The organism is Glaciecola siphonariae, from assembly GCF_042652645.1.
Lineage (GTDB): Bacteria > Pseudomonadota > Gammaproteobacteria > Enterobacterales > Alteromonadaceae > Glaciecola > Glaciecola siphonariae.
In genome coordinates, this window is sequence record NZ_JBHSGU010000002.1 from 1,578,156 (window position 1) to 1,599,647 (window position 21,492).

A 21,492-nucleotide genomic window follows, 5' to 3' on the forward strand; every position below is an offset into this window, starting at 1 on the left:
CTCTGCCGACACAGGCCGTTTTTAGCTGCCAGTATTAAGTAAGCTCAACTCGGGATAAGTAATGTTTACGCTAAGCTCTCGTCTAATCGTCTTTCTTAAGACGGACGTAGGCTTGATACTTTTGCTTTAGCATTTTATCAATATATTGCGTCAATTTAATCTTATGTTTTATGGCATCATCAAGCGCGTCAACAAGCTCTCCCAACATCTCTTTATAGTACGCTGCTTCTTGTATTTTATTACCATTGGGAGTGAGAAATTCGGTCTCAGGTTTAACCGATTCAGCTTCTTTTGAGCCATCGTGTGCTTGTTCGCCAGACTCCTCAAAGCCAGATTTAGAGACAAACATCTCCCCTCTCACCTCTTCAATCACTTGCCTGACATCATCCACATCAAAAGTTTGTAACTCTTCTAAAAAACCGAACAGCAATACGCGGTCCATTAGTGTATTCGTTTTACGGGGCACACCATTTGTAAATTTATAGATGGCGTCGTAGGCGGCATCGGTGATTAAACCGTCTTTTGTTGACCCCGCGTGTTGTAGGCGATGCTCGATGTACTCTTTAAGCTCGTCTCTATTGAGAGGAGTTAAGTGACAGCTTGCGACGATACGCTGTCTAAATTGCTCCATATTCGGTGCACGTAAAATCGGCTGTAGCTCCGCTTGCCCCAACAAAAAACTTTGCAAAAGCGGCTTACTGTTTAGCTGAAAATTTGACAGCATACGTAATTCTTCAATAGTCTCTAATGGCAGGTTTTGCGCCTCATCAACCAGCAGCAACGCGCGCTTTCCGGCGGCGTTAAGCTGTTGCAAAAATGTTTGAATGCTCTCAAGTAAATCAGATTTTGAACGTCCCTCTGCCGGTAGATTAAATTTAGAGGCGACCATTTTGACTAATTCATCGGGAGTAAGCTTAGGAGTAACAATTTGAGCCGCAAATATGTCTTCTTCGATGTTATTTAATAAGCTATTGGCAATGGTCGTTTTACCCGTTCCAATATCACCGGTGATAACAATAAAGCCCTCGGCCTGACTCAGGCCATATTGTAAGTAAGACATAGCTCTTTTGTGTAGCTTACTTGCAAAGAAAAACTCAGGGTCTGGCGTTAACTGAAAAGGTTTTGAATTAAGACCGTAATAACTTTCATACATGATAAATTTCCACTATTTGCGAACTGCGCGTTTATCCATTAACTTGCTGGTGAAAGAGTATACACCATTTAAATCTGACCATAGTATTTTCATAGAGCGTGTATACAGAGACCGTTACTGACTTAATATCTGAGAAATAATGCCGGTTGTCGACACGCCATCCTCAAAGCTCAACACCTTCACGACACCACCATTGGCCTTGACTTCATTGCCGCCAACGATTTCGTCTACTTGATAATCCCCACCTTTGACCAATACATCGGGCAGCAGCTCACTGATAATGCGTAAAGGCGTATCTTCTGTAAATTCTACCACCCAGTCTACTGCAGCCAAACCGGCAAGCACCGACATACGCCTAGATGCATTATTAATTGGCCGCCCTGGCCCTTTCAAAGCGCTGACTGAGGCGTCTGAGTTCACGCCAACTATTAAACGGTCGCCTAGTGCAGCCGCTTCGGTTAAATAACTTACATGGCCTGCATGAAGAATATCAAAACAACCGTTGGTAAATACGATCCTTTCTTTGCGCGCTTTTGCCTGCTTAAAAGCGACCTTAAGCTGCGCCTCGTTCATCACTCCGCCATCGACCGACTTATGAGAATTCATCGCGAGCGCAAGCTCAGTTGTCGTTACGGTTGACGTACCAAGCTTGCCCACCACCACACCTGCCGCATGGTTTGCTAGCTGACACGCGTTTTGTAAATCAAGTCCGGCGGCAAGGCTGCAGGCTAACGTAGATACTACCGTGTCGCCGGCGCCAGTGACGTCAAAGACTTCTTTTGCTAATGCGGGTAAATGATATGCACTTGCTTTACCCCCGTTTTGCCCACTTTCAAACAACGACATTCCCTTTTCAGAGCGTGTTAGCAATATGCTCGTTAACTCAAGTCTATGGCAGCAGCTCAGCGCTAAATCTTGCAAATCAGCTTCACTAGTGTGAGTACCGCACACCTCGGAAAACTCGCTCATATTAGGCGTAATAACGGTTGCTCCTGCGTATTTGTCAAATGATGCGCCTTTAGGGTCAACCACAATGGGTTTTCCAGATGCTTTTGCCAAACTAATCATGTGTTCAACGTCACTCAAACAACCTTTGTTATAGTCAGACAACACAACAAGGTCTGCCGTGGCTAGGTGGGCTTTATACTTTTCAATCAAAGGGGATTTGTCGACATTGGCGAAAGACTTCTCAAAATCCAGTCGCAAGAGCTGCTGATTTCGACTCATTACGCGCAGCTTAGTTATAGTATCGAAGCCTTCAATTTCAACAAAATCGCACTCTACGTTTCGCGCGCTAAGCTGAGTCGATAAAATGCTGGCCGACTCGTCTGCACCAGTAAAGCCTAGCAGCATGGTCTTTGCCCCCAACGACGCCGCATTTACAGCTACATTGGCCGCCCCTCCGGGCCTGTCTTCAATATCGGAAACACTAACGACGGGCACCGGCGCTTCTGGCGAAATACGCGCGGTGGCCCCCGACCAATAGCGGTCGAGCATAACATCGCCAACAATCAAAAGTTTAGTTTGAGTAAAATCTGGAATTTGCGCCATGCCTTGATATCATGCTCTTGAGATAAGTGATGAGTTTGAGTATACCAGTGCCAAAAGAAAATGCAGTAGCACCGTGGTTTTTATACATGGTTAAAACGCGTCACAATTCGCTTTATACAGGCATCACAACCGACATTGCTAGGCGTTTTTCTGAACACAGGGCACAAACAGCTAAAACGGCTAAAGCCTTGAGAGGGCGCACGCCCCTTACGCTCGTATTTAGCATTGAATTGCCCGACCATAGTAGCGCGCTCAAAGCAGAAATATGGATTAAAAAGCAGAGCAAACACAGCAAACTCAAGCTTATATCAGGGGAGCTGACCCTGCCGTTTAAATATCACCGCTTAGACCACAACGAATATATTACTGAACAATAAAGCGATACCGACAGCTATAACCGCTTCAATACTGGCAATCCCAATATTGTGCTGTAGAGCAACTTCTGTTTTCCATTTTATGCCTACCAATACTAGACGTTTAGCCAGCGAAGTTATAAGCATCAAGGTCGCCGCTAAACACAAGCCCACGGTCAGCCACCCTGTTACATTAGTCACGTATGCTTCTGGCTCATAGATCAGGAGTTTGCTGGCCGACGATACAGCAATAGCAATGCCAATTAAGTTGCCGCTATGCTGTATTGCAAGCGCCATTTGCCCCTTGCAAAGCGTATTTTGAAAAGAATGGTCTTGATTGTTTTCAGCATAACGATACTCATACAAACGCGTCGCAAACAAGAGCACTGCTAGCACCACAATCGCACCGGAAAATACTGCTACAAAGGCATTCATATCAGCGCCTTGGGCCCATTCAATCATGCTTTTAATAATAATAGCAGCCGCTATGGCACTCGCTGCATCAACAAGCGCAACAGACACGTTCTTCTCGCCTATCATCTCGTCTTTATCGAGGCGATTTAACACCAGCTTATCATGAGCAAATCGGCCTACTCGCACTAGTACAATCCCTAAGCCACCGAACAACACCATGCTCACGGCGGCCAGCTCAAACCCCATTCCCATATGTCGGCCAACCACTGCCGATAACACAATAGTCAAAGACAGCATGCGCCCAGCGATGCTGATCCCAAAAGCAAAATTATCGCGTTCACCTAATTCTTTTCTCACGCTTATTTTGCTAAAAACACCCGACAGGGCTCTGACTGCAAACAGCAATACAATAGCAATACTAATATCAATGGCTATGTAGATTGGCAAATCGTTTGATATTGGCATTAAGTTTACTAGTTGTTCCATTTTTACCTACTTAAAGTGTTAGAAAGTATCGCGAGGCATCGCTTACTGCTTCATGACGTACTGTTTCATGAGTCCTCTTTTATAAGTGCAATTTCAAAGAGCATCTATTGAAAACAATGTGTCCAAAAGATAATCCATCAAAAACTACTCGTCAAAAGCAACGCTCAAAAGCAATACTCAAAGGCACTGCGTCGAAAATCACTGCATTAAGAGGGGCTGGATTAATACTATCCTTTGTAAATTCATTGGTTTACCCCAAGCGCTTTCCCCTTATAATGAGCCTACATTATGACGGCTATTTCAACAAGGCAAAGCCATGAGGCTTTAAAGGTAATCAATATGATGACAAGCACCGCCTTGAGCGCTAAACAAGCGATTTTGAACGCAAACGCATTATTTGGACAAGCTGACAATACAAAGCTAAATGAAGTGCTTGACCTAATTCTTCCCTTTAGTGATTTTATTTGCCGAGGCTGTGAACGCTATCCGGAGCAAGTACTAAAAGCCATCGTTACGCTCATTAGCCATGAGCGCCAAACTAACGATATTTTTGATACACAAGACAGCAATGCTCTCTCGATGGGAAGCCACAAATCTTCTCTGCTTGCTTCGCTTCAGTCCACCCTGCAAGACTGCTCTAATGAAGCACAAATGCATACCGCTATTCGTATTTTCCGGCACGTCAATATGATTGAAATTGCAGCGGCAGACATTTTGCACTTGCAAGATATCCGTACCTCTATGCACAGAGTATCTGAGCTTGCTGATTGCATTATTGAACGCAGCTACCAATGGTTGCATAACTTCTTATCACAAAAGCATGGTTCGCCCGAGAACGACCAGCAATTACAGCTTATTGCAATGGGCAAGCTTGGGGGGAGTGAGTTAAACTTCTCGTCTGATATTGATTTAATTTTTACCTATCCTCACACCGGCTGCACGCAAGGCGACAAAAAGCCAATAGAGCACCAAGTTTTTTTTACGCGTTTGGCGCAGAAGCTTATCCAAGCGCTGGACCAAATCACGGATCATGGCCGCTGTTACAGAGTAGATATGCGCCTGCGACCAATGGGCGACTCCGGTCCATTGGTCATACCCTTTGCAGCATTTGAGACCTACTATCAAGAACAAGGGCGTGCATGGGAGAGATTCGCCATGCAAAAAATGCGCATTATCAACCATAATCCACACAGTGATGAGCTCTACAGCCTCATTAAGCCTTTTGTTTACCGCAAATATATGGATTTCACCACCTTAGACTCTATTAGAGAAATGAAGGTGTTGATTGAAAAAGAAGTGCGCCGACGGCAGCTAAAAAACAATATTAAGCTGGGTCGAGGTGGTATTCGCGAGATTGAATTTTTTACCCAAGCGCTGCAGCTTATACATGCTGGGCGAGAGCCAGACTGCCAGCAGTTGAGTACGCAAAATGGCTTAAAAGCGCTTTTTGAGCATGGGTTTATTGATAAGACAGCCTTGGATGAACTCACCGAAGCCTATCGGTTTTTGCGAACAGTTGAGCATTATTTGCAGATTTTTAATGATGAGCAAACCCAAACGTTACCAAATGCCGAAGTTGATCAAAAACGCCTTACACTCCTTTTAAACAAGGCATCATTTGACCAATGTATCGCACAAATTGACGCTGTTATGAGCCTCATACATAAACACTTTCGTAATGTGATAGACGATGCAAATGCCCCGCCCAGCGAAATAGAAAACGCTGAATCATCGGATCAACACGTATTTTCCGACCTATGGGACTTGCCTCTTACAGAACATGAGACGCAAAACTTGCTCGCCCCCTTATTGCAAAATACCAGCATCGAAATCTTGTATAAATTATTAAGTGATTTCAAAAACAAGCTACAAACGGCCTCGGTTAGTGAACGAGGCATGAAATCGATTAATCGGCTCATGCCGCTTTTATTAAATGAATTTGAAATCGAAAAGCAAACACTGAATCACAATCAGGTTACCGGAATATTTGGCTTGTTAAGCACCATTATTGGTCGCATCACTTACATCGATTTGCTGCTTGAAAACCCGGCCGTAAGACAACGCTTGTTCAGCCTGAGCAAAAAAAGCCCTTGGGTCATACAACAAATCACACTGCATCCCATTTTACTCGACGAACTACTGCATCCTGTTTACTTAAAACCAGATGATTCGAGCCTGAGTGAATATAAAGACGCCTGCGCCCAAGAACTGAAGCAGTTTATGCTACGAATAGACCCTGATGACATAGAAGAAGTGATGGATGCTCTGCGCCAGTTTAAGCACGCCTATCAATTGCGTATCGCGGCTTCTGACATTAGCGCGACTCTTGCTATCAATAAAGTAAGCGATAAGCTTACCGTATTAGCAGAGGTGATTATTGCGGAAGTTGTTGAACAGGCCTGGCGGCAAATTACGCTCAAACACGGCGTGCCTGATAATCAATCTGCTAGCGATAAGGGATTTGGGATCGTGGCTTACGGCAAATTTGGCGGGCTTGAATTAAGTTATGGCTCTGACCTAGACATTGTTTGTTTGTATCAGGCTTCAAAATCCGGACACACAGATGAATCTGGCGCACGTAAATCGATAAGTCACCAAGAGTTTTATATTAAGCTTGTGCAGAAAATTACGCATTATTGCATTACAAAAACTTACCACGGCATTTTGTACGACATTGATTTACGGCTGCGTCCGTCTGGTAACTCAGGACTGCTTATAAGCCATATTGATAGCTTTGCTGAATACCAAATGACCGGGGCATGGACATGGGAGCATCAAGCGTTAGTGCGAGCACGCTTGATTTTTGGGCATGACACTCTTGGCGCTCGCTTTGCACAGCTGCGCGCAAATACGCTCGGCCTGCATCGCCAGCAAGATACCTTGCGTGAAGACGTCAGGGAAATGAGAGAAAAAATGCGGCAGCATTTGAATAGGAGCACCACAAGCGCCATAGATATTAAGCAATGCAATGGCGGCATCGTCGATATTGAGTTTTTGGTTCAATATTGGGTATTACGATATTGTGAAATGCATCCACGTTTATCCGAATGGTCAGACAATTTGCGAATTTTAGAGGCGTGTAAAGACAGCAACATCATAAGTGAAGCGCGATGCGCCATGTTGCAGTCACATTATTTATGGATGCGCCACCTCGCCCATCGCCTGCAGCTGTCAGAAAGAGATTTAGCCGAGCCATCAGAACAGCTCAGCGAAATACAAAACGACGTTAGCGACTGCTTTGATGAGGTGCTTGGGACGCGTGCTTTATCTGAGTGATTGTTCGGAGTGATTGTTTTGATTGATTGTCCGGAGTGAGTGTCCAGATTGATGTTACAAAATGATGGTTAAGAATACCGGTTAAAAACCGCGTTCAGTAGGTTTGAGATAAACGCATGCACCTGTCTTCGAGCACCGCGTCTTCTTTGTCGGTAATCACCATCACGCGCTGCACATCACAGTAGTATACTTGCACTGTTCTGACAAAGTTTGCATCTACAGCGCCAGCGAGCTCACCTAGCATGCCTGCGATAGTGTTATGCGAAATAAACCGATGGCGTACAACAAAGTCTTGATTAAGATGCCATATAAGCTCCATCCCCTCTTCAGATACGTACATCATTGCGTTGTCCATCAAGGTGCTGTCTTTGGCGAAGGCGCGGGCTTTGTAGTTATCTTGCCAGTCAAAATTATCATTTGAACTGCTTGGGGAATGCTGAAGCTTTGCAATTTGCTGCTCTAAAGGCGTGTCTGATTGGTCTAGCGGAATAACAAATTCACCTAATTCCTCTTCAATCTTGTCACTAGAGGTGAGGCTAAACTCTTCATAAAATTTTGCCATATTTGACTGAATCGATTTTTTTTCAATCACATTGCCCTCAGCGTCAAGCTTGGGCTCCTGCGGCATATACAGGATAGCGGCTATCGCGCCAACAATTACCACGATAATGATTAGAATACGTTTTGCCCAAAAGCCCATAATTACTCATATAGTGACTGCGGCGCCGTCTCTGGGCGCGTTTTAAATCTTTTGTGCATCCAAAGGTAGCTCTCTGGCTGGTCTTTCACCAATTCCAAAATATCTTTATTTAGCTGAGTTAGTGCACGCTCTTTGTCTTTATCGGCTAAATAATCGATTGCTGGATAAAATTTAATTTTGTAGCCTGTTTTGGTGTATTGCGAGACTAAGGGGATAACAACACAATCGGCTCTTTCAGCGAACATTAAGGTCGCGGTCGTTGTAGCCACCTGCTCCACACCGCCAAATGGGACAAAGATACTTTGCGTGGGCCCATAATCTTGGTCTGGCAAATATAAACATAGCTCGCCATCGTTTAGTGCTTCAATCAACGCTCGTGCGTTACGTTTATGAATCATGTATTTGTTGCAGCGGTTGCGTCCATGGTATTGAAAATAATCCATGAGCGGATTGTTATGCTTGCGATAAAACGCAATGCTTGGGTGCCAAAACCCAATGGCTCTGCAGGCAAACTCGAGGTTAACATTATGCAAGGCAAGACCAAACACCCCTTTACCTTGAGCAAGCACCGCTTCAACGTGTTCAAAACCTTCCACATGAAAATGTTTTTTAATACGCCAGTCTGGCCACCACCACCCCATCGCAGTCTCAAATAGCGCCATACCGGTGCGTTCAATGTTGGCCCGATACACGGTATCAACCTGTTGTTCGGTCCAATCAGGAAAGGTCAACTCTATGTTTCGCCTAGCAATGGCTACGCGTTTAGGCACAATTGTGCTCAGCAAGCGGCCAAAGCCCTTGCCGAGCGTTTGAATAAAAGAAAATGGCAGCCAAGTCAGCAAATAAAGTATGCTGGCTGCGAGCCAGATGTGCCAAAAATTGGGCAATAAAAATCGCAATTCGAAGGATGGGGCAACTATGGAATGTTTAGACAAGGCTCAAAGCTTTAGCAAATACAAGGTACCTAAGTGTACCACCCAGTGCCGCCTCTGCAAGTGTCAGTATGCCTTGTCTATATTGAGCAGTTTTTTCTCAAATGCTTCGAGGTGACTATTTGATTCATAGTCAAAATGATATTGGTTGTGAAAGCCAAAGCTCAGTTTAACCAGTGCATCTTCTACATATAAAGTGTAGCCGTCGAAATCAGTATAGGCTTTTATGCCTTCAAGTGTGTAGGCTTCATTTTGATGCTCACCATGCTGGCGGATTTTATCAAACACGCGTAGCAATAGTTTGGTATCTAATTCATTTTTCAATTGGTACTCCTGTTAGGCCTGACGCAACTGAGAAGCGATATTGCCTAGAAATTGTATCGAACGCCGATATATGCAGCGTTTGCAGAGTAATCTTGCTCGCCCTTTATGTATTCAGCTTCAAAGCGAAGCATAATTGAGTGATGAACATACATGTCAAAGCCTACGCCTACCGCACCCGCAAGCAAACTATCGCCAATGGTGCAAGCCACGACTTCAGAGCCGCATGATAGTTCGCTGGCGCTCTCTATATCAGCATCAACGCGCATCACGCCGAGGCGATAAAAAAGCTCGCCATATTGACCTCTGGCTTTGCCAAGCGCCGATAGATAGAGGGATGAAAATTCCGCTTTGTCGCTACCAGGGTCGCCACTTGCACTTTCTTCGCCAAGTCCCTGATATCCAGCTTCTAAATACCACTGCGGAGTAATTTCGTAGCCTATTCCCAATTTATAACTGGCTTTGTCTAGTTCATAGTCTTCTATTTCATTTTGCACATATCCTGCAGACAAAATGCCGTAAAAGTTGCGGTCTGCCAAAGCTGAAAAGCTCATCGAACATAACAATGCAATCGCTAAATAACGCTTCATGTAATATCTCTACTTTACTGATTTATTGTTTTTAAGCAGTGTATAAAGCACAAATAAACGGCGTGTGTTGGCAACTTGCCAAACCCCGCTCGCTTATGGTTTACGCTAATTTTTTATATTTGGCTTATTCACTCATTTTGTTGATTACGTAGTCTACCAAAGATGCGGTGCTAATTGCTCATATTCTTAAAAGAAATATTCAAGCTGCAAGCTCACATGGTCATCTCTTCGAATAGCAAAGGTTGGGTCAAACACGTCATCGCTTGAAAAGAAATAAGCGTTTAATTCCAGACTCCACTGCTGATTTAAACGCGTTGAGACCTCTACAAAGGCAGAATAGCTGCTCGACTCGTCGATATCTTGTACAAAGCCTGCGAGAAACTCAGAACCAGAAAAATCATTTATTTGCAGCCGTGCTCCTAGCATTAGATCGTTCTGACCGAAAATAAGGGGGTCTTCGTCTCGCTCGTCATACTGATATTCCATGAGCAGGCCAAGGTCGTAACCACTTTGTGCAAAATCTACCAGCGTATATTCAAAACCAGCGACCGCTGCGCTGAAATTTTCATCTAAAGTTTTACCCTGTAAGGCTTCTAATTTGAACAACCACGAGCCAGTTACATACAAGGCATCAATGCTAGCCTGCTGCAGCAGGTTATATTTTGGCAGCAACCTTACTTGGCCTTCATCGTCAGCCCCTATCACCACTTGTGGCAACCTAGAAGTCCCGTCAAAATAAGCCAAACCAAGCTCTAAACTGCCCAAGGTCTGCTGCCACCTTACCGCATAGTCAACATGTGTATCTTCGTCTTCAGATTCATAAAGCGCAGTGTCAACGTCTATCGGTAAGGCCCCTCTTAGACGTCCCTCTTGGCCCGGAAAAGTGCGTTCACGAAAATACGGCAGAACAAAAAACGAGATAGTGCCAGTATCTAGAAGGTAACGAATATCTATCATGGGCTGGCCGAGCTTATCTTCACCGTCGATTGACTCAACAAAGTCGGTCTGGTTAATTACGTCAACTAAGTGCAAGGATTCTGTTTGCCCCCAAAATACTTTACCAATCCCTGCTCTTATTTCCCAATTATCGAAATATTGTGCAAAGAGCGCTTCTCTCACGTCAAAGTGCGTACGCTCGTCATCACGCTGATCGGCGCGAGCAAAGGCACTGAATGTGAAAAATCCGCTGTCGCCCACTGAAGTCTCATACTTCGGATTTATTGCGAATGATACCTGTGAGTTGGTTTGGTTTGTATAGGCTGCGTCTTCTAAAAAGACGCGCTGCTGCAGGCTTACACCGCCAGAAAATTCAGCATACACTGAGCTGCTTGCTAACAAGAGTATGCTTACACCCAGTACATTTCGCATAGTAGTTCCTTTCATCAACCGCATTAATCCTGTTATTTTGCTCTACGCAGAGCGTTTTTATCAAAGTCTTTTTCGTCCAAACCTTCTTTAAACCGTATATCCTCAATCAGCAAGGTGGTGCTTTTACCGGTTTGATAATTATCCATATCGGCACGGTCGGCGCGCCAATATTTTCCATCATACTGTTTATATTCGTCCATGGTGAGTATTTTGAGCAAGGCATCTTTACGGTCGTAAAATTCAATTTGAAAAGCGCGATAATGCTCTTTATCAACCCACACTATTTGCTTTGAATAGCCAGAATACTTGTCGGTGGGACGCTGTTCAACCACAAACATGTCCATCCCTTTAAATGTTTCATCGCGTAAATAATTAAATTCAAATTTTTCGATTTCAAATGACGTCATGTCCTCAAATGCAAATTCACTGCCCATAAACGGGCCGGATTTATTGCGTGTAGCGATGCGTTTTACGCGCTTCACCGCAGGGAGAAATATCCACTGATCGTCTGGTCCTTCAATATTTGAGAAACTCAAAAATGCAGTACCCGCGATATCTCGAGGCTCATCAAAAATCGTTAAGGCCTTGTCTCCATTACCTTCAACCTCGAGTGTTTTTATACGAATCTCGCGTACCGACTCGCGCCCATCCGGACTGCGTAATATCATTTGCATGTCGGCGTTTGTATCTACCCAGCCCTCATCGCGTGCTTTCATTTCTTTAGCGATGGCAAGACCTTTCTCTGGACTAGCGAGCGAAAGGGGCGCATGTAAAAAGGATGCGGTGACTAAGATGGCGACAAGAACGTTCAAGCGTCGGTTTAATGACATAATTACCTCTTATATTGAAAAACACCCAAAAATACGGCAAATGCTGACAAAAAATATCTATGCGCGGCCTCATGGGTCATGAATACAGTGTTAAATCTCTTTAACGCAATATTGATGCAAAATTATTGCCACTTAATCATCAAAATGAAAACAAAGGCGCTACTTGTTTATATTGCGCTTAATTTCAAGTGAACCCCCGACACATACGGACAGGTCTGTTGCAAAAGCTCGCATTGAGATTATCTGTCTTCTATCTCACACGACATACATAAGTATATGACGCAATACCCAAAAACAAAATGTAAAGCGTAGTTTCACTGTTCGAATTTTAATCATTGATAAATTTTTGACCTTTCAATTCTTTTGTGGTTTCATACTCAAAACCAACTGGTCAGATGAGCGGATAAGTTAATTATGAGCATTAGAACAAGCCTTAAAAAAGTATTACCTCCTATTTCAGTAACCGAGCAGGAAGCACTAGACGCGGGCGACGTTTGGATTGAATCATCAATTTATCAGGGCAAGCCAGATATGCATGCCCTACGTCAGCTTCCTCAGGCGAGCTTAAGTGCAGACGAACAAGCGTTTTTAGACGGTCCTGTTCAGACCTTGATGGAAATGATAGACGATTTCGAATTGCAAAATAGCAAGCACATTCCACAAAACGTGCTCGACTTTTTGGGTAAAGAGAAGTTCTTCTCAATGATTATCCCGAAAAAATTTGGCGGCCTAGAGTTCAGCCCCTATGCAAACTCAACCATTGTTGCCACAATTGCCGCCAAAAGTGGCGCAATCGCTGTTACCGTTATGGTGCCAAATAGCTTAGGCCCCGGCGAACTGCTTATGCACTACGGCACCGAAGATCAACAAAATTACTGGTTACCGCGTTTAGCGGTAGGCCAAGACGTACCCTGCTTTGCATTGACCAGCCCAGAGGCAGGGTCAGACGCAGGTTCTATCCCTGATGCAGCAATCGTTACAAAAGGCACGTGGGAAGGCAAAGAAGTTGTCGGCCTGAGCGTATCGTGGGATAAGCGTTATATTACGCTTGCACCCATTGCTACCGTCCTTGGCCTTGCGTTTAAGGTATTTGATCCAGACCAATTGCTTGGCGACACCTTAGAGCTAGGCATCACCTGTGCCTTGCTTCCAAAATCGCATCCGGGCGTTGAATTAGGTAATCGCCACGACCCTATGGGCGTGCGTTTTTATAACGGCACAACACGCGGAAAAGATGTTTTCATTCCCATGGATTTCATTATTGGCGGACAGAAAAACATTGGTAAAGGCTGGCAGATGCTAGTGAGCTGTTTGGGTGCGGGTCGCGGTATTTCGTTACCTGCGATGGGCGTAGCGACGGCGCAGTCTGCGTTTAAATCTACCGCTGAATATTCATTTGTGCGTGAACAATTTGGCGTGCCCATTGGCCGATTTGAAGGTATACAAGACAAACTAGCCGACATTGCAGGCAAAACCTTTTTACTTGAAGCCATGCGAGTGCTGACTACAGAAGGCCTCGGTGAGGGTATCAAGCCTTCGGTGGTGACAGCTATCGCTAAATACCATATGACCGAACTCGGTCGCGATGTTATGAATTCAGCGATGGACGTGCAGGCGGGCAAAGCAATACAACGCGGGCGTCAGAATACGCTTGCTAACGGTTACAGCGCGTTACCCATCGCGATTACCGTAGAGGGAGCGAATATTTTAACGCGCAACCTAATGATTTTTGGTCAAGGTGCTATGCGCTGCCATCCGCATTTGAAAGAGATGGTAGATTTAATACACAGCAATGAAAGTAGCGCCGATGCCGAGTTTAACAAAGTACTGGGTAAAACCGTTAAATTCAGCGTGAAAAACGCGCTACGAAGTACGGTAAACAGTTACTTACCATTCTTACGCAATGCGGAGTCGAGCTTACCTGAGGTTCGCGCTTACGAAAAACGCTTAAACGCTTTGTCTTCTAAGCTTGCACCTTTGGCTGATTTCTCGCTGCTTGTGTTGGGCGGTGATTTGAAAAAAGCGGAGCTTTTATCTGCGCGTTTAGGTGACGTGATTAGCTATGTATATGCAGCCATGGCCGCAGTACGTTTTTACGAGCAACGTGTTAAAGACCGCCAGCAAGCGCTGCCATTCTTTAAATACGCAATGGAATGGTCACTGCAGCAGGGCGAAAAAGCTATCGTGGACTTTGTAAACAACTTCCCGAATATGCCAACGCGTTATCTCATGCGTTTCCTGACCAACACCTACACATCATCGGTTAGTGGTATTAGCGACGATCTAGTGCGAGAGTTATCGAATGCTTCGTTGCAAGATTCAAGCATCAAAGCGCAGTTGACGCACCTTGTTGTATCGATACCCGGTGACGGTAACTATATAAATGAGCAAGCGTTTAAGGCCAAGCATGCTGCCATGCCTTTGCTATCGAAGGTACAGAAGCTGTTACGCAGTGCGCCGGTAATTCCGTTTATTTCGTTTGAGCACGCAGTGGGCAAGCTGCACGAGGCGGGTGAATTAAACGAAGCGGAAACGAGCACTTTGTTGGCTTATAACGAAAAGCGTAAGCTAGCGGTACGAGTTGATGAGTTTACTTTCGACATGGTTGATGTAAACGATCTTACGACAAATGAACGCAAAGAGGCAGACGCCGCATAGCTTGCTTCTTTTGTAAGTAATAAACCTGTATCAAGGGCACTTAATAAGTGCCCTTTTTTATGAAATACGCTATGGTGGATACCAAAAAGGAGTGCAATACCGTTTATGGCTCAGCTTTATTTTTACTATTCGGCAATGAACGCCGGTAAGTCTACGTCCTTGCTCCAGTCTGCCTACAACTACAAAGAGCGTGGCATGCAGGTCGCCTTGTTTACAGTTGCCTTCGATAACCGATTCGGCGAAGGCAAAATTGCATCGCGGATTGGTCTGTCATCACCTGCACACCTTTTTAATGAAAATACTCACCTATACAATGAAATTGCCTCGCTACATGAGCAAAGCCCACTAGGCTGTATATTTATTGACGAAGCGCAGTTTTTGTCAAAAGCGCAAGTACAGCAATGCCTAAGGGTGGTAGATGAGCTCGATATACCGGTGCTCGCCTACGGCCTAAGAACGGACTTTCAAGCGCAAACCTTTGAAGGCAGCCACTATTTGCTCGCATGGGCAGACAAGCTCTCAGAACTCAAAACCGTATGCCACTGCGGTCGCAAAGCCAATTTTGTCGCACGCTTAAATGAGGCCGGTGACGTCATCGCTAGCGGCGAGCAGATTGAAATTGGCGGTAATGAACGCTACGTCTCTCTTTGCCGTAAACACTTTACGGAAAAAACAGGCTTTAATAGAGATACTTAGGGCGTATTGATTCGTGAACTGTGCCCAAGTGTAGTCGAATTTGGCATACCAGTGCTTTTTCAGCCTTATTGTATCAATACAAGCGCATTTAAAAGGGTCGAAGTCATCGATGATTCCGCGGCGTACCCATCGATAGGTTCGTCAATTCTTTTTTTTGAGCTTAGGTTTGCATCAATTTAAGTGATACTTGCTACATCATAAAACAAAGTTTTGTTATTTTTGGCATACATTAGTATCGGGTCATCATCTAACAATTGTAGATAAAAGGCAGCGCCTACTATGGACTTTTCGTACAATCCCAAAACGCAAGATTATCTTGCTCGCATCAAAGCATTCATGGCTGAGTATGTAGAGCCAATTGAAGATAAAGTTTACAGCGAATTACATGAGCTTAATCCAGACGGTAACTGGCAAAATTGGCAGGTGCATCCAGCCATGGAACCACTAAAGCAGAAAGCGAAAGACGCCGGGCTGTGGAATTTATTTTTGCCCGATGCCGAGCTAGGTCAAGGTTTAAGCTGCAGCGAATACGCACCACTTGCTGAACAAACAGGTCGCATATTGTTTGCGCCTGAGATATTTAACTGCAATGCCCCCGATACTGGCAACATGGAAGTGCTTTATCATTTTGGTAATGAGAAACAGCAAGCGCAATGGTTAACTCCCCTGTTAAATGGCGAGATCAGATCAGTATTTGGCATGACGGAGCCAGACGTGGCTTCATCTGACGCGACCAATATGGAAGCGACTATCGCGCTAGAAGGCGATGAGTTAGTGCTCAATGGCAAAAAATGGTGGAGCACTGGCCTTGGTCATCCTCATGCTAAAGTCATGATATTCATGGGCCTGTCTAATCCTGAAAACGATAAGCACAATCAGCACAGCATGGTACTTGTTCCGCTAGACTCACCCGGTTTACATGTTAAGCGCATGCTCACCGCATATGGCGACTATGATGCTCCCTTTGGTCATGGTGAAATGCATTTAGACAATGTGCGCGTGCCCAAGGAAAACTTATTGGTTGGCATGGGCAAGGGCTTCGCAATCGCGCAAGGGCGCTTAGGTCCCGGCAGAATCCATCACTGCATGCGCGCCATTGGTATGGCTGAAAAAGCGCTTGAGCTTGCCATAAAGCGCGGACATTCAAGAGTCGCATTTGGACGCCCCATCATTGAATTAGGCGGCAATAAAGAACGCATCGCTCATGCTCGCATGGCAATAGAGCAAGCCCGATTACTCACCCTACAGGCAGCATGGAAAATTGATAACTTGGGCGTTAAAAATGCGATGGTAGATATTTCTGCAATCAAAGTTGTTGTGCCAAACATGTTACAAGAAGTGGTGGATATGGCTGTACAAATGCACGGCGGTGGCGGCATGTGTAATGACTTCCCACTTGCTAGATTAGCCGCGGGCGCTAGAGCGCTGCGTCTGGCCGATGGCCCTGATGAAGTGCATATGGCCATGGTTTCTCGTTTAGAACTAAAAAAGTATAAATAGCTTATGAGCCAATCTCTTATTGATACTGCCAGTCAGGTGCGCCCGGGCGAGGAGCTTCCTGTTGAGCCTCTTCGCGCATGGCTAGACCAGCACATTGGCGACCTACATGGCCAAATGAGCGTGACACAATACTCTGGCGGAGCGTCTAACTGGACTTACTGCCTGAGTTTTGAGGAGCGCTCACTGATATTACGCCGCCCTCCCAAAGGCACGAAAGCTAAGGGTGCGCACGATATGGGCCGGGAATACCGACTGCAAGACGCGTTAAAACCTGTATTCGATAAGGTGCCGTCGATGCTCGGCTATACCGATGATGAATCGGTGATTGGCGCTGAATTTTATGTGATGGAAAAGTTAGACGGTATCATTCCGCGCAAGCATTTCCCTCGAGGGATGAATATCTCACGCGAACAGGCCAACACGCTTTGTAAAGTTGCGCTTGATGAACTCATCAAGCTTCATAACGTGGATTATAGGGGCGCCAATTTAGCTCACATCGGCAAGGGAGAGGGCTATACGCAGCGTCAAATTAGCGGCTGGATTGGCCGATATCAAAAAGCGAAAACGTGGAATGTACCCAGTGCTAAGAAAGTAATGCGCTGGTTGGAAGCGCATTTACCGGCCAAAGAAACCATTTGCATCACCCATAATGACTATCGCTTCGATAACTTAGTGCTGAGCGCACAAGACCCGACTAAGATCATTGGCGTGCTTGATTGGGAGCTGGCCACCTTGGGCGACCCCCTAATGGATTTAGGTAACAGCTTGGCCTATTGGGTTCAGGCCGACGACGACTTTCTCGCAAAAAGCACCCAGCGTCAGCCTACCGATATCCCCGGAATGATGACGCGCCAAGAGGTCATTAACTATTATTGCGAAAAACAGTCGCTGGAGCCTAAAGACTTTGATTTTTATGAGGTGTATGGTCTGTTTCGCTTAGCGGCAATTGTTCAGCAAATCTACTATCGGTATCATCATAAACAAACCCGCAATCCTGCCTATAAAAACATGTGGGTATTTGTCCATTATTTGCTATACCGCTGTAATAAAATAATAAAACGCAGATAGTCTTCTTGGTGGGCAGAAGGTAAGCAATCAGAGGGAACAATGTGAGACAAAATATAGTAATAACCGGCGCGAGCTCAGGCCTTGGACGCGGGATGGCAATTGAGTTTGCGAAGATGGGACGTAATTTAGCACTTTGCGCGCGGCGAACCGACCGGTTGGCGTCCTTAAAAGAGGAGCTGTTAGTGATCAATCCCAAAATTACGGTGATCATCGAAGCGCTTGACGTAAATGACCATGATGCAGTATTCACCGTCTTTCAAGCATTTAAACAAGAGCTCGGTCATATAGACCGAGTAATAGTCAATGCGGGCATGGGAAAAGGCGCATCCATCGGCACCGGTTACTTCCAAGCCAATAAGCAAACGGCGGTCACTAATTTTGTTTCTGCCTTAGCGCAATGTGAAGCAGCTGTAGAGATATTTCGGGCACAAAACTCCGGACACTTGGTGACAGTATCGTCAATCAGTGCGGTACGCGGATTTAGGCGAGCACTTAACGTATACGCCGCCACTAAAGCAGCTCTTAGCTCGTTGAGCGAGGGCTTAAGACTCGATTTACTGAACACGCCAATTAAAGTAACAACCTTACATCCAGGCTTTATTCAAAGCGAAATAAACGAAAAGGTGAAAAACGTCCCTTTTATGGTTGATACCGAGACTGGCTGTAAAGCGATGGTCAAAGCGATAGAAAAAGAAGGCGCGAATAGCTACGTACCAACATGGCCTTGGGCGTTTTTGCAATTTTTGTTGCGCATCGCTCCTCTCAGTAGCCTGAAAAAAATGAGCTAAGCATGCAAGAGACCGTGTTTACGCAATTTATTTTACCGGGCGTGCTTGCGCTTGTTATGCTGGGTATGGGCTTAGGTCTTAACCTGAGTGATTTTTCTCGCTTGGTCAAAATGCCACGGGCTGTGATTGTTGGCCTAGTCGGTCAACTGCTCATACTGCCGGCATTTGCGCTTTGTCTTGCCCTGCTATTTCAGGCACCCAGTGAAATTGCGATTGGCTTGATGATTATTGCAGCCTGTCCCGGAGGCACCACCTCAAATTTAATTAGTCACGTTGCCAAGGCTAATTTAGCTCTCTCAGTGACCTTAACCGCCATCACTACTATAATTTGCGTCATTACCACGCCACTACTCATAAAGTACTCTATAGGCTTTTTTGAACAGCAGCGCAGCGTTGATTTTTCACTGCTAAGCACGTCACTGGGTTTACTGGTAATTTCTATTATTCCGGTGATAATCGGCATGGCTATTCGCGCCAAGTACAGCAAAAGTGCACGTCGAGCTGAGCCGTTTTTTCGTAAGTTATCTACCGTTTTCATGTTGCTATTAATTGCCATCATCAGCTATCAAGAGCGCGATATGCTGCTAGTTGCCTTTCCTGATGTATTTTTATTAGCAATGAGTCTCAATATTGGCGCTACCGCACTCGGATTAGTCTTAGCGCATTTGAGCAAGGTGTCGGCAAGAGACGGCGTGACGCTTGGCATAGAAATCGGCACGCAAAATGCCACTCTCGCCATTTTAATTGCCGTCACTTTTATTCAGGAGCCAGCATTTGCTATTGCCGCCGGTGTTTATGGCGTGACTATGTATCTTGGCGCATTTTTGTTAGTAATGGCCAGACGCTCAGTTCTTACAGCACCTGAGTAACACTATAAGCTTGCCTATGTTTGCTATAGACCACTTGCTATGAGCATTTGCGATAGTTCATATGCAATGGTTCATATGCCGCGGTTCATAAGCCAAGGTTCATTCGCTATCGTTCAGACTCTTCCTCATATACGTTCTTCATGTCGGTTTAAAGATTGAATTTTCATCGCTTTTTAAGCACACTTGAATACTCGCCAACATAAGGATTGTTCAATTCCATGCGCATGCCCCTACTACGTTCTGCCATCACAAGCGTAATCGCGCTGTGCACCGCTGTGTCACTCGTTGGTGTATCAGCATCTGCTGTTAGCCTCAATTCGGTCAGCGTCAGCTCTATCAGCCCAAATTCTGTGAATAACAGTGCGGTCGCCGCCACATCCTCATTGCCTGGTTTTGATGAAAGCAGACTGGATTTTGCTATTGAACATGCACTGGAGCAGTTTTATACGCCCGGCATGAGCGTGGCAGTTGTGCATGGCGAGCACACGATATATGCCAAAGGATTTGGTCTGGCAAATATCGCACGCAGGCAAGCCGTAAGCCCTGAAACTTATTTCAGGCTAGCGTCTACAAGTAAAGCGTTTACCGCAGCCGCGGTATCTATCTTAGTAGATGAGGGTAAGCTGGCTTGGGACGATTTAGTCATTGATCATATTCCGCATTTTCGCATGCAAGATGACTATGCAACTTTGCATTTTACGGTCGAAGACCTTCTCACCCATAAAAGCGGATTATTAAGCGGAGCGGGCGACAGCATGATTTGGCCAGAGCCGAGCGGATTTACGCGCCAAGAGGTCATAAAAAACTTGCGTTACCTTACGCCAGAATATGAGTTTTCTCGCCGCTATGCCTATAGCAACGTTATGTATATTACCGCCGGAGAACTAGTGGCAAAACTATCTGGCCAAAGCTTTGAAGATTTTGTTGATGAGCGAATTTTCAAGGCCTTGGACATGCCTTGTTTCACTGGCGCAATGCCGCCTGACGCGGTTGCCATAAGTGCAATGAGCTACGGCCACAGCGATGCAAAAGGTATTTATCCAATTCCGCGCAATGCAATCACCGGCGAGGCCCAAATGTCTGCTGCCGCAGGCGGTATGGTGTGTAATGCAAACGGCATGGCAAAATGGATTAGCGCATTACTCAGGCCTAATAGTTCGATTCTCTCAAGCGAACAACTAGACAAAATGTGGCAGCCCCACACAATTCTTGGCGTTTCGGATATTGAGCATGAATGGAACCACACGCACTTTAAAAGCTATGGCCTCGGCTGGCGACTGTCTAACGAAGGTCGCTTTAAAGTTGTTTCGCATACCGGCACGCTCTCGGGATATCAAGCATTTGTTGTTTTGATACCTGAGCTGAATGCAGGGGCTGTGGTACTCAACAATGGCTCAAACTACGGCGCAAGAGGCTCGGTGATGCAAAGCATTGTAAAAATGCTGATGAATGAGCCTGAACATGACTGGGTGCACGCTTATGTGGAGTATCAAAAAGAGCAAGAGCAGCGATATCTCGCTCGCGCGCAAACACCAACACCTACTGCCGGTATGAGCATCAATATGCAACAGCTCCTTGGCACCTATCGAGATGCTTGGTTTGAAGATTTCACGATATTCGAAGAGAGTGGAGAAGTACGAATTGCATCCTCAAGAATGACGACTCTGACAGGAACGATAGAAAATTTCCAAGACACAAGCTTTAAAATTGTTTGGGATAATCAAAATGCGGCAAGTGATGCGTTTTTGCACGCAGAGCTTGATCTTAATCGGAACATTACGGGCTTCAAGCTGCATCCCTTTGGCGCTCACGTTCAGCTAAACCATGAGTGGCGAGACATGCACTTTAAGAAAGTGGCTGAACAATAATGAAAGTCAAACCGCTGTTCACAAAAAAGATTTTTTGGTTCAGCGCCATATCTGTCTTGAGTATTTTTTTG

18 protein-coding genes are annotated in these 21,492 nt (G+C 45.4%); 9 read left to right on the forward strand and 9 right to left on the reverse strand.

The annotated features are described in order from the left end of the window. Positions 1 to 82 precede the first annotated feature (82 nt). A complete protein-coding gene (locus ACFO4O_RS08345) occupies positions 83 to 1,153 on the reverse strand; it encodes an XrtA/PEP-CTERM system-associated ATPase (RefSeq protein ID WP_382407340.1) in 1,071 nt (356 codons plus the stop codon). 114 nt (positions 1,154 to 1,267) lie between these two features. Beyond that, positions 1,268 to 2,704 (reverse strand): bifunctional D-glycero-beta-D-manno-heptose-7-phosphate kinase/D-glycero-beta-D-manno-heptose 1-phosphate adenylyltransferase HldE, encoded by a 1,437-nt coding sequence (gene hldE / locus ACFO4O_RS08350; protein ID WP_382407342.1) that lies wholly within the window; start codon positions 2,702 to 2,704, stop codon positions 1,268 to 1,270. A gap of 29 nt (positions 2,705 to 2,733) precedes the next feature. Here hldE and ACFO4O_RS08355 point away from each other — a divergent pair, with 29 nt between their 5' ends. Then, entirely contained in the window at positions 2,734 to 3,081 is a 348-nt protein-coding gene (locus tag ACFO4O_RS08355) for a GIY-YIG nuclease family protein (RefSeq protein ID WP_382407344.1), read from the forward strand. Here ACFO4O_RS08355 and ACFO4O_RS08360 read toward each other — a convergent pair. Continuing rightward, positions 3,049 to 3,957 carry a DUF350 domain-containing protein gene (locus tag ACFO4O_RS08360; RefSeq protein WP_382407346.1) on the reverse strand — a complete coding sequence of 303 codons (909 nt, stop codon included), beginning with the start codon at positions 3,955 to 3,957 and terminating at the stop codon, positions 3,049 to 3,051. The genes ACFO4O_RS08355 and ACFO4O_RS08360 overlap by 33 nt on opposite strands. Before the next feature lie 339 nt (positions 3,958 to 4,296). On the opposite strand from ACFO4O_RS08360, the gene glnE reads away from it, so the two are divergent. After that, entirely contained in the window at positions 4,297 to 7,233 is a 2,937-nt protein-coding gene (glnE, locus tag ACFO4O_RS08365; RefSeq protein WP_382407348.1) for a bifunctional [glutamate--ammonia ligase]-adenylyl-L-tyrosine phosphorylase/[glutamate--ammonia-ligase] adenylyltransferase, read from the forward strand. A 94-nt stretch (positions 7,234 to 7,327) separates the two neighbouring features. Here glnE and ACFO4O_RS08370 read toward each other — a convergent pair whose 3' ends face one another. The 6 genes from ACFO4O_RS08370 to ACFO4O_RS08395 all read right to left on the reverse strand — a co-directional run bounded on the left by ACFO4O_RS08370 (position 7,328) and on the right by ACFO4O_RS08395 (position 11,974). Then, entirely contained in the window at positions 7,328 to 7,933 is a 606-nt protein-coding gene (locus tag ACFO4O_RS08370; RefSeq protein WP_382407350.1) for a TcpQ domain-containing protein, read from the reverse strand. A 2-nt stretch (positions 7,934 to 7,935) separates the two neighbouring features. After that, on the reverse strand, positions 7,936 to 8,868 hold the full coding sequence (gene lpxL, locus ACFO4O_RS08375; protein WP_382407352.1) for an LpxL/LpxP family Kdo(2)-lipid IV(A) lauroyl/palmitoleoyl acyltransferase: 933 nt from the start codon (positions 8,866 to 8,868) through the stop codon (positions 7,936 to 7,938). Positions 8,869 to 8,931: 63 nt separating this feature from the next. Further along, on the reverse strand, positions 8,932 to 9,189 hold the full coding sequence (locus ACFO4O_RS08380) for a DUF3081 domain-containing protein (RefSeq protein ID WP_382407354.1): 258 nt from the start codon (positions 9,187 to 9,189) through the stop codon (positions 8,932 to 8,934). A gap of 44 nt (positions 9,190 to 9,233) precedes the next feature. Further along, positions 9,234 to 9,776: an outer membrane beta-barrel protein gene (locus ACFO4O_RS08385; protein ID WP_382407356.1), complete on the reverse strand. Its 543-nt coding sequence runs from the start codon at positions 9,774 to 9,776 to the stop codon at positions 9,234 to 9,236. A gap of 186 nt (positions 9,777 to 9,962) precedes the next feature. Beyond that, the gene (locus tag ACFO4O_RS08390) at positions 9,963 to 11,144 is read right to left on the reverse strand and encodes a hypothetical protein (protein WP_382407358.1); all 1,182 of its coding nucleotides are present in this window, start codon (positions 11,142 to 11,144) and stop codon (positions 9,963 to 9,965) included. Positions 11,145 to 11,176: 32 nt separating this feature from the next. Then, the gene (locus tag ACFO4O_RS08395) at positions 11,177 to 11,974 is read right to left on the reverse strand and encodes an outer membrane lipoprotein-sorting protein (RefSeq protein WP_382407360.1); all 798 of its coding nucleotides are present in this window, start codon (positions 11,972 to 11,974) and stop codon (positions 11,177 to 11,179) included. Positions 11,975 to 12,388: 414 nt separating this feature from the next. Between ACFO4O_RS08395 and ACFO4O_RS08400 the strand changes: the two genes are divergently transcribed. The 7 genes from ACFO4O_RS08400 to ACFO4O_RS08430 all read left to right on the forward strand — a co-directional run bounded on the left by ACFO4O_RS08400 (position 12,389) and on the right by ACFO4O_RS08430 (position 21,421). Continuing rightward, entirely contained in the window at positions 12,389 to 14,632 is a 2,244-nt protein-coding gene (locus ACFO4O_RS08400; protein WP_382407362.1) for an acyl-CoA dehydrogenase, read from the forward strand. 105 nt (positions 14,633 to 14,737) lie between these two features. Further along, entirely contained in the window at positions 14,738 to 15,328 is a 591-nt protein-coding gene (locus tag ACFO4O_RS08405; RefSeq protein ID WP_382407364.1) for a thymidine kinase, read from the forward strand. 279 nt (positions 15,329 to 15,607) lie between these two features. Further along, positions 15,608 to 16,828, forward strand: a complete 1,221-nt coding sequence (locus ACFO4O_RS08410) for an acyl-CoA dehydrogenase family protein (protein ID WP_382407366.1) — start codon at positions 15,608 to 15,610, stop codon at positions 16,826 to 16,828. Between the two features lie 3 nt (positions 16,829 to 16,831). Continuing rightward, positions 16,832 to 17,896, forward strand: coding sequence for a phosphotransferase family protein (locus tag ACFO4O_RS08415; RefSeq protein WP_382407368.1), 1,065 nt, complete (start codon positions 16,832 to 16,834; stop codon positions 17,894 to 17,896). A gap of 41 nt (positions 17,897 to 17,937) precedes the next feature. Next, entirely contained in the window at positions 17,938 to 18,684 is a 747-nt protein-coding gene (locus tag ACFO4O_RS08420) for an SDR family oxidoreductase (RefSeq protein WP_382407369.1), read from the forward strand. 2 nt (positions 18,685 to 18,686) lie between these two features. Further along, positions 18,687 to 19,553: a bile acid:sodium symporter family protein gene (locus ACFO4O_RS08425; RefSeq protein WP_382407371.1), complete on the forward strand. Its 867-nt coding sequence runs from the start codon at positions 18,687 to 18,689 to the stop codon at positions 19,551 to 19,553. Between the two features lie 218 nt (positions 19,554 to 19,771). Continuing rightward, on the forward strand, positions 19,772 to 21,421 hold the full coding sequence (locus tag ACFO4O_RS08430; protein ID WP_382407372.1) for a serine hydrolase: 1,650 nt from the start codon (positions 19,772 to 19,774) through the stop codon (positions 21,419 to 21,421). Positions 21,422 to 21,492: the final 71 nt, after the last annotated feature.